The sequence below is a fragment of the Paenibacillus lignilyticus genome, assembly GCF_017942085.1.
Taxonomy (GTDB): domain Bacteria; phylum Bacillota; class Bacilli; order Paenibacillales; family Paenibacillaceae; genus Paenibacillus_Z; species Paenibacillus_Z lignilyticus.
In genome coordinates this window covers 130892-140689 of record NZ_JAGKSP010000016.1, presented here as the reverse complement: position 1 = coordinate 140689, position 9798 = coordinate 130892, and the positions used below count along the sequence as shown (strand labels likewise).

Annotated in this window: 7 protein-coding genes; 4 read left to right on the top strand and 3 right to left on the bottom strand. The window is 51.1% G+C overall.

Going from position 1 to position 9798, the window contains the following annotated elements; all coding sequences use genetic code 11:
- Positions 1-335: hypothetical protein (locus tag I8J30_RS26730; RefSeq protein ID WP_210663353.1), on the top strand; the 335-nt coding region annotated here is incomplete at its 5' end.
- Between the two features lie 386 nt (positions 336-721).
- On the opposite strand, the gene I8J30_RS26725 is transcribed toward I8J30_RS26730, so the two are convergent.
- Both I8J30_RS26725 and I8J30_RS26720 read right to left on the bottom strand, forming a co-directional pair.
- Complete coding sequence (locus tag I8J30_RS26725; RefSeq protein WP_210663351.1) at positions 722-2272, bottom strand: bactofilin family protein; 1551 nt, start codon at positions 2270-2272, stop codon at positions 722-724.
- Positions 2244-3248: a M23 family metallopeptidase gene (locus tag I8J30_RS26720; protein ID WP_210663349.1), complete on the bottom strand. Its 1005-nt coding sequence runs from the start codon at positions 3246-3248 to the stop codon at positions 2244-2246. The genes I8J30_RS26725 and I8J30_RS26720 overlap by 29 nt, the downstream gene beginning before the upstream one ends.
- 212 nt (positions 3249-3460) lie before the next feature.
- On the opposite strand from I8J30_RS26720, the gene I8J30_RS26715 reads away from it, so the two are divergent.
- The 3 genes from I8J30_RS26715 (at position 3461) to I8J30_RS26705 (ending at position 8530) form a co-directional block, all read left to right on the top strand.
- Positions 3461-4591, top strand: coding sequence for a ParM/StbA family protein (locus I8J30_RS26715; RefSeq protein ID WP_338044956.1), 1131 nt, complete (start codon positions 3461-3463; stop codon positions 4589-4591).
- A 1139-nt stretch (positions 4592-5730) separates the two neighbouring features.
- Positions 5731-7269 (top strand): glutamine-hydrolyzing GMP synthase, encoded by a 1539-nt coding sequence (gene guaA / locus I8J30_RS26710; protein WP_210663345.1) that lies wholly within the window; start codon positions 5731-5733, stop codon positions 7267-7269.
- Positions 7270-7447: 178 nt separating this feature from the next.
- The gene (locus tag I8J30_RS26705; RefSeq protein ID WP_210663343.1) at positions 7448-8530 is read left to right on the top strand and encodes a peptidylprolyl isomerase; all 1083 of its coding nucleotides are present in this window, start codon (positions 7448-7450) and stop codon (positions 8528-8530) included.
- 257 nt (positions 8531-8787) lie between these two features.
- On the opposite strand, the gene I8J30_RS26700 is transcribed toward I8J30_RS26705, so the two are convergent.
- Positions 8788-9681: a helix-turn-helix domain-containing protein gene (locus I8J30_RS26700; protein WP_210663341.1), complete on the bottom strand. Its 894-nt coding sequence runs from the start codon at positions 9679-9681 to the stop codon at positions 8788-8790.
- Positions 9682-9798: the final 117 nt, after the last annotated feature.

The window sequence follows — 9798 nt, the reverse complement described above, 5'->3', positions numbered from 1 at the left end:
GCAAGAGCGAACGCTTCGCGTTCGGAAGCGCGCTGCGCCGCTACGGCAGCGCGCTTCAAGCGGGCCGGCATACCGCGGCCCGCGGGCACTTCCTCCAGCTCGCGGACGCCTGCTGGCGCGAGCTGTACAGCAGGTGCGGCGCGAAGCCGCTGCACCGCACCGCGCGCGAATTCGCGGCGGAGGCGCTGACAGGCCTGCCGCCGGAAACCGCGAAGCTGGTCGCGGAATTCGTGCGCTGGGATGAAGCGGCGCGCTATGACGCGCATTGGCATAACCAGCCAACGCTGCAGCAGATGACCGTGCTTGTCGCCGGGTTACAAGCGCGACAGCCATAAGAAACAGAAGAAGGCTGGCTTACAAGTGTGCGTCAAACACTTGTGAGCCAGCCTTCGGTTTTTTCCATAACAAAGGTAAGCGAGGGGCCGGGCGGCGAGTTTCGAACGGTGGAATCCCCTCCGCGAACCGCGTGGTTGGTTGGAGACCTCTTTTTTTGATTTCCCGCTAGAAATGCTGCATAACATGCAACAAATTCCTAAACCCGATGCTTCAAACAGCAAATTGTTGTCCGAAATACAGCATTTTGGGCAGGAATGACTCCCAACGGGCCGGTTAAGCTGATAATCTTGCATATAGCGCAACATCTGACCAACTAATGGCTTTAACACCTCAAAATGTTGCAGAATCTGCAACATCTAGCTACCTCGCCCGCCAGTGTGAATGCTTACCAGTTTTTCAGCAAAGCCGCAGCTTCCTCGGCACTGCGTTGTGCAGGCTCGTTAGTCGAAGCATTGCCATTCGCTCGATCCTCGAAGCCATAGCTATACACGTTATCAGAAGGTTTAACTGGTTCCGAACTGTTTTTAACATTCATAGCCGCAGCCGCCGGCACATCGCTAGTTGCAGCAGCAATAGCTGCATTCTCCTTGGCCGGAGAATCAGCCACGACGCTAGGTTGAGCTGCACTACCTTCATCCACGTTTGCAGCCGCTTCCGCTTGAGCGACTGCCTCTTCAACTCCAACCTGAGCACCTTCCACGTTCACATCCCCGATCACGCGATCACTCAAGTCTCCACTAACATCGTCCGCCTCGAAGCTCTTCGTACTTGCTTTATCCATCTCAGAGCTCTCCGTACTTACACGATCAGCTTCGAAGCTCTCCACACTCACTTTTTCACTTGCCGTTTCCATTGCAGTATTCACGCTGATCGCCTCGAAACTCCCCGCACTCACTTGATCCACCTGAACCTCTTCAACCGCACCGACACTATCACTCACGAAGCTCCCGGCATCGAGCACCAAATCGACCGCACTCACCGAGTCCTCATCCATCAGCTCCGAGTGTTCGGTTACAAATTCCGATCCGGCAGCAATCTCACTTTGACTCTGAGTAATGGCAACTTTAACGGCTTCCGGCAAAATCACACCGCTCAAAGCAGCACGCTCCGCCTCATTTACACCTTGATTGATTCGGCTAATGACTTGGTTAAACACTTCTTTGTCTTTCTGCGCATCCCGGTTTGTCCGGTCTTCGCCTCTACCTGCATCCCGATCTGCCAACGGCGTATCATCTGCCGCATTTGTCGGTTTGCTGCCCCCACTGATACTGCTGATAAAAGCTTTTCCGCTTTCCCGAAGCGGATCGCGATTCATCGAATCATGGCTTGCGGCAGCACGATCTTCGCCTAATTTACCGTCAATCCCGCTGTTATCGTTGCCGGCTGTCTCATCCGTTTCACTGGTCTTATCGATTGCACGGTAGCTGATTTTCTTCGGAGCGGCCCATACAACAGCGCCGTCTTCGCCAACCACCATATCTCTGCGGTCATATCCGCTGCGGCGCTCGACGCCCGTGTAGTTGCCGCTGTTGCCGCTGCGACGTTCGATTCCGCTTCTTCGATCAACAGGGTTGACTGCAGGCTCGTCGTGATCCATGGTGCTTTTTCCTTGGAACAGACCGCCGTCTTCTATCGTCAACGTAGCTGCAGTCAAATCGCCATATAGTTTGCCCGTTGCGGAGATGGTCAGTTTGCCCGTGATATGAACATTGCCCGTGACTTGTCCTGCAAGAATGACATTGCGGGCCGTAATATTGGATATGGCAAAGCCGCTTTCTCCCACGACGACATCGCCGTCGCAGGATATATCTCCACGCAGCTGTCCTTCCAAACGGACGCCGCCGGCAGATCGGATCGTGCCTTCAACAATCGTACCTTCCCCGATGAACGTATCGGTCAGCTTGGCGCTAATCTTGTCTCTTTTCCAATTGAACATCAGTTGGTATCCCCTTTATCCCCATTTTTAGATATGGTTTTGGATCGACAGACACCCCATACTTCATCACTTCAAAATGAAGATGCGGTCCTGTGCTGCGGCCCGTTGAGCCGAGCAAACCGATAAGATCGCCTTGCTCTACGCGGTCTCCTTTTTGCGCCAGTACCTTGTTCAAATGCATATATTTCGTAGCAATGCCGTTCTTGTGGGAGACGACAATGTAATTCCCGCGTTCCGTCATATATCCGGTATCTTGTACGTAGCCATCTGCTGCCGCGAAGATAGAGTCGCCTGTTTTGCCGGCAATGTCCATGCCTTTATGTACACCCGGATGATTCGTGAAAGGGTCGATTCGGACCCCGAACAAAGAGGTAATGCGCTCCGATTCCGTTGGCCAATAGGTAGGCGTCAGTCGAAGGACTTGCTTCTTTTTTTGCACCTCTTTGCGGGTGGAGGTCAGTCTGTTCTTCAATTCGCTGATTTCGCCGCCGATAGAAGTATAGAACGATTTGGTCTGCTCTGCGAGCTCCCGGATATCCGCATCGGTTGCATCCAACTGCTCGCCCCCAACGCCGTCACCGTCTGTTTCTTTAGCTGTCTTGTCCGAAGAGAGCCCAACGAGCGATTTCATATCGGATTCCAGCTTGCTCAGCTCTTCCATTCGGGCATCTACGGCATCGGCCTGCTGGGCCAATTGAACCAGATCGGTTTGCAGCTTCACAATGATTGCTTCTTTGTCTGCCAACTGATCTTGATGGGCATCGGATTCCGATGCAAGCTGCAGTTGAAGCATCTCCAGCTGATGGCTGTTACGTTCATGAAGTAGGTATAGCGTTGATGCTATAACAATCAGCAAGGAGATAAGGATGGGGATCACCAGTAATAGGGCGGTAGAAACCCGAAACCGCAGCGCTGGCTTGCTGCCGTCTGGTAAGACAAGAAAAGTGAAATGCGTATTGCGTGGTAAAAGTTTCATGCTTACCTCCTACAGTTTTTTGTTGGACCTTCCGATTCTATGCGTCCTTAGACACAGCAAAAAACATACACACCGAACTATTTCGGCAGATTGATAGCAAAAACTTATACATGGAGAAAAAAGAGTGATAAAAAAGGATTTTGTCGCAATATAGCGAATTGGTTCACCTTAAACAGCGGAAATAGGCTAAGACAATGAACGGAGGCACTCTTGTGATTAAAATTGCAGGTATTGACGTAGGGAACGATAGTGTAAAGCTGGTAATTGATGGAGCGTCGGAGCCGATTGTAGTGCCAAGCATTCTCTCCCCGGGCTATGAGCGCCATATTTTTCAAGATGAGGATTCACCGCTAAAAGCGCTGGACGTAAGGGTATACAGCCCTAAATTAAAGAAAAACAACCAGCGCTACTTCGTAGGCTTGCTGGCGATGGAAGATCAGGATATTTCGGAGCTCGAAGAGACCGATAACAAAGCAACCAGCGATCAAGCGTTGATCGTGGCGCTGACGGCACTGGCTTATGCGGGGCTGACTAGTCAAACTTATGAGCCGGTAGAGGGACAAACGACGCAAGCGGTAGAGTATATCGTCGGAACGGGTTTGCCGGTACGTACATATGCAGGTTTTCACAAGACGTTCGAGGAGCGCCTTGTAGGCGAGCATGAGGTGACTTTCCTTTCCACGCCGAAGCTTCGCGGCCGCTCCATTCGCGTCATTATCAAGCGTGCGGTTGTTTCCATCGAAGGCGCCGCGGCGCTGTTCCACATGGCGACACACGACAACCTGACGGTGAAGAACGAAGAGCTGTACTACGGCTGCATCGGGATTTGCGAAATGGGCGCGCTCACGACGGATTTCCCGGTCATTAAACGGATGAGCATCGACAACCAGTTCAGCACAGGCGAGCAATTCGGCCTTGCGGGCTACCTCGACAATATTATCCGTGACGTCGAAGACCAGTTCGGCCACCGGTTCCCAAGCCGCACGAAGCTGATCCAGCGCATCAAGAACCGCGATTACACGATTCAGCGCATTGGCGAAGGTCAGGCGGATATTCGTCCGATCGTGGACAACTACTTCAACCGTGCCGCTAATAAAGTGCTTGATCTGATTCTGAAGCGGTGGAAAAAGAACCCGGACATCCAGTGCTTCTATGTACTCGGCGGCGGAGCTTCCGCACTCCGCGAGTACATTAACGAGGAGGCTGGGTCCGTTCGCCTTCGTTTCGTGAACGACAGCGAATTCCAGAACGTTTACGGCTACCTGAAGCTGGCCAAAAACAAAACAAACCAATCCATCGCAGCAGCTGCAACAGCAGTTGCAGCAACGACGGAGCAAGAGTAGACCTATCGTGTGAAGATAGCCGAACCGAGCCGCCTGTTGAGGCGGCTCGGTTTTTTTGGTTGGATGCTGCTCATGTAGCTCTCCCAGAGATCCACATTGGCGAGAACAGCTCAATGTTGTACAAAGTAGCTCGCCTAGAGATCTACATTCGCCGAAGACGCGGGGAATTGCAGAAAGTAGCTTTCCCAGAGATCCACATTGGCGGGAAACGATCAATGTTGTACAAAGTAGCTCGCCTAGAGATCTACATCACCACACAACGCGCGCATTGGTTTTAAGTAGCTCGCCCAGAGATCTACATTCGCCGAAAACGCGGGATTTCGCATAAAGTAGCTCTCCCAGTGATCTACATTGGCGGGAACCGTTCAATGTTGTACAAAGTAGCTAACCTTGAGATCTACATCACCACCCAACGCACGTATTCGCTGTAAAGTAGCTAAAACCTAGAGATCTACATTCGCCGAAAACGCGGGATTTCGCATAAAGTAGCTCTCCCAGTGATCTACATTGGCGGGAACCGTTCAATGTTGTACAAAGTAGCTCACCTTGAGATCTACATCACCACCCAACGCGCGCATTCGCTGTAAAGTAGCTCTCCCAGAGATCTACTGGCTGTCGAGAAAGCCACTTCCGAATGCTAACGGTTGCCAGCGCGCCTAATCGCCCATTTATCGGCGTCCCGAAATTGTAACGGTTGCCAAAGAGGCTATTTCGCGTTTTAGGTGTGTTTTCCACTCGTAAAGGCCATATAAGCTCTTCTGGCAACCGTTAGAATACAACCCTTCCGCACTATAAGCGGGAATTTTACCCATCGTTTCGCCCGGCTTCTGGAGAGGTGGACAGTTGAACTGAAGATAGGTGAAGTTAGTAGGTTATTTTTCAAGCTCAAGCCCTCCATAGATCTACTTCGCCACACATCGCTCAATTCCGCACAAAGTAGCTCCCCGACCGCACTTCATACTATATAAACCGCACCCAATTTCCGCCAAATAAGCCGCCTTCGCTCGCTCGTTTCGTGCTCCGCCCATACGGCGGCGCAACTGTTCACCATATCCTCATCGCATTGCCCCCATTCGCCTTGACTGTCACTAAGCGCCTATATATAATTGACACAATGATTTGAGGGAGGCTTTAAAAAAGTGGACAAGCCAAATGAAATGATCGTCGTCCTCGATTTCGGCGGACAGTACAACCAGTTAATTGCAAGACGTATCCGGGATTTAGGTGTGTACAGCGAATTGCTGCCATACAATACTTCGGTGGAACGGATCCGCGAGCTGCAGCCGAAAGGCATCGTGTTCTCGGGAGGACCCGCTAGTGTGTATGAAGAGAAATCGCCGCTTGTAGATCCTGCGATTTATGATTTGGGATTGCCGATCTTCGGTATCTGCTACGGCATGCAGCTGATCGCGCACCAGCTCGACGGTAAAGTTGAGCGTGCAGGCAAACGCGAATACGGTAAAGCTGATGTGGAATTCATCGCGGGCAGCGAGCTCGTGAAGGATCTGGGCAGCAATCAAACGGTATGGATGAGCCATGGCGACCACGTTGTGGAATTGCCGACAGGCTTCCGCGTTGATGCGAGCACGGACCATGCGCCGATCGCGGCGATGAGTAACCCGGATCGCAAAGTTTTTGCCGTACAATTCCACCCGGAAGTACGTCACTCCGTACAAGGGAACGAAATGATTCGCAACTTCCTCTACAACGTGTGCGGCTGCGAAGGCAACTGGAGCATGACCACGTTTATTGATGACACGATCCGCGACATCCGTGCACAAGTGGGCAATGGCAAAGTGCTTTGCGCATTGTCCGGCGGCGTAGATTCCTCTGTTGTAGCGATCCTGCTGCACAAAGCAATCGGCGACCAGTTGACTTGTATGTTCATCGATCACGGCTTGCTGCGTAAAGACGAAGCGGAAGGCGTTATGGAAACGTTCGTAGGCAAGTTCGATATGAAGGTTGTCAAAATCGATGCCAAAGAGCGCTTCATGGGCAAGCTGAAAGGCGTAGACGATCCGGAGCAGAAGCGTAAAATCATCGGCAACGAGTTCATTTACGTGTTCCAAGAGGAATCCGCGAAATTCGACGATTTCGAATTCTTGGCACAAGGCACGCTGTACACCGATATCGTGGAGAGCGGTACGGCTACTGCACAAACCATCAAGTCGCATCACAATGTCGGCGGCTTGCCTGAAGATATTAAATTCAAGCTCGTTGAACCGCTTAAAACATTGTTCAAGGACGAGGTTCGGAAAGTCGGCGAAGAATGCGGTCTGCCCGAAGCAATCGTATGGCGTCAGCCGTTCCCGGGTCCGGGTCTTGCGATCCGCGTGCTTGGCGAAGTAACGGAAGAAAAGCTGAAGATCGTTCGCGATTCCGATGCGATTCTGCGTGATGAGATTGCCAAAGCAGGTCTTGACCGCGAAATTTGGCAGTATTTCACGGCATTGCCGAACATGAAGAGCGTTGGCGTTATGGGCGATGCGCGTACGTATTCGTACACGGTCGGTATCCGCGCCGTAACTTCCATCGACGGCATGACAGCAGACTGGGCTCGTATCCCTTGGGACGTACTTGAGAAAATCTCGGTTCGTATCGTCAACGAAGTCGACAACGTAAACCGTATCGTTTACGACGTAACTTCGAAGCCGCCGGCGACGATCGAGTGGGAATAGGATAGAACTACAAATGGCTCCCTTCTATTTGCGATATTTCGCGGATAGAAGGGAGTTTTTGTTATGACTAAAGTAGTCTTCTGATCGGAATGGTTTATATATCCAAAGCAATGATATAGAATCCTAGTATGCAATCCATTCAAAGTTATCGGAATTATTCCGGCGGGAGGTTTATTTGGTGAGCAAAACGAAAAGCAGCATCCTATCTCGTAGAGTGGGAATCACAGCACTGATCGTAGTGGGTATGACGTTAGCGGCTGGTGCGGGAGCGTACGCGGCAACAAAAATGAGCTTGGTCGTAAATGGCAAGAAATCAACGGTAGAACCGGTATCCATTAAGGGGGTTACTTACGTACCTATTCGGTCCGCGGCTGAAATGCTGGGTGCCACGGTCAACTACAATGCCTCTTCGAATTCAGTCATGATTACGAGCAAGCCCGAGAAGTCTCCATTAGGCGATGCCGGCAATGAAGCGATTGGTTCCGTTAATGGCGTATCGATTACGAGGAACCAGCTGTACGCAGCGATGGTTGGGGTTGGCGGAGCGCAAACGTTGGACAACCTGATTCAAGACGAGCTTATTAAGCAAGAAGCGGCTAAAAAAGGGATCGTAATCAGCGACAAGGACGTGGATGCGGAAATAGCGATAATCAAGAAGCGTTTCCCGTCCGAAGCGGAATTCCAAACTGCCCTGCAGCAAGCGGGCATGACGCTCGAAGATTTGAAGAAGCAAACACCGATGCAGCTTCGCATTCGGAAGATCATTGAACCGAGCGTGAAAGTGACTGACGCGGATGTAAAACAATTTTTCGAAGCAAATAAAGCGGAATTCGATGTACCTGAGCAGGTCAAAGCATCGCATATCTTAGTCGCAACGAAAGCAGAAGCTGATGAAATCGTGAAGCAGTTGAAGGCAGGAGCGGATTTTGCGAAGCTGGCGAAAGAAAAATCAACTGACGTAGGCAGTGGTGCCGCTGGCGGCGATCTTGGCTACTTCAGCAAGGGCGCCATGGTTCCTGAGTTTGAAAATGCAGCGTTCTCGCTTAAAGTTGGCGAGCTTAGCGAGCCGATCAAGTCGGAGTATGGGTATCACATCATCAAAGTAACCGACCATAAGGCGGCGAAGGCAGCGACACTTGCAGAGAAACAAGCTGAGATTAAGGAACAGCTCATCAGTCAGAAGGTTCAAGAACTTTCCTATACATGGCTGACAGAGCTGAAGGCCAAGTCGAAGATTACGAATTCGCTAAAAGGAAAGTAAATCCAGAACATAACCTGTACGATTCGATTACAACTACATGTAAAGGGGTTGTCTATTAGCATGAAGAGGGGTATCAAGTCAAAGGGAAAATCCATGAGATTTTCATGAATCATCCGCATTGCAATCCCCCGGAGAAGCTTAACATTCTTCTAAGACAAGAGCTCTGCGTGAATGGGGAATAGCCAGTTTGTCACGTGTTCAAAAAGCCTCAATTTCCGCCCAATGCGGGGATTGAGGCTTTTTATGTTGCGTACGAATCATTCCCCATCCTGCTCCTCCGAGCTCTGCCGATACCCGCTCGGCGTTAACGACGTAATCTGTTTAAAAGCTTTGGAGAAATGCGAGGCGTTGGCGAAGCCGCAATATTCGGCGATGACCTCGAGATGCAGCTCGGTGGTGCGCAGCAGCTCTTTGGCTTTGCCGATTCGCATTCCGATGAGGTAGCTATGCGGTGGTTCGCCGTAAACTTGTTTGAATAGGAGGCAGAAATGGGATTCGGAATAGCCGATATGCTGCGCCATGGCTGCGATGCTTAGCGGTGCCGACAGGTTGGAGGATAAATAAGCTTCCATGCGCGCCCGGAAACGATGCTCGTAATAATCAGTGGACGGACTTTGGCGTCCACTGCTGCCGATAAGTTGTACCAGCAGTTCCAACGCCAATTGCTGCACCTTGATCGTGCTCACGATGTCGTGATTTTTGTAGCAGTCGATCATCTGCAGAAGAGTTTGCTTCAGTTTCTTCGGGTTCTCGGGAGCGATGATCGGCGGAATTTGGGACAGTCCCAGCTCGTCAAGCCGAGGCTGTAACAGGTCGGCGTAATGGGTCAAGTTCGTCAAACCGGGCGTGGTGACGAAGCTCTGATCGCGCAGCGGATTGTAGAAGAAATCCAGATGAGCATTCGGGACGACGCACTCGCCGTAACCGCGAGTTGTAAACAGCAGTCCGGGTTGGATTAATGCAAATTCCCCCTCCAGCAGCTCGTACTCCTTCCCCTCGATCGTCAGCACGTAGCGCCCCTTTTCCAAATACAGAAACAGATAGTCGAGCAGCCGCCGCGGTCCTTGAAAGAAGTCAGAACGTTCGAACGTGTAGCAAAGCCGAACATGAGGAGAGATGTGATTGCTCATGAGATTGTCCATTATTGCCATCTCGGTTATCCTTTCATCCGCTCGTAGGAATAAGTGTTTTTGACAAGAAGATCATTGATTCCTGTAAGGCAAATCTCGTTCGTTATTATATCATTATTCGTATATACACGATAACTT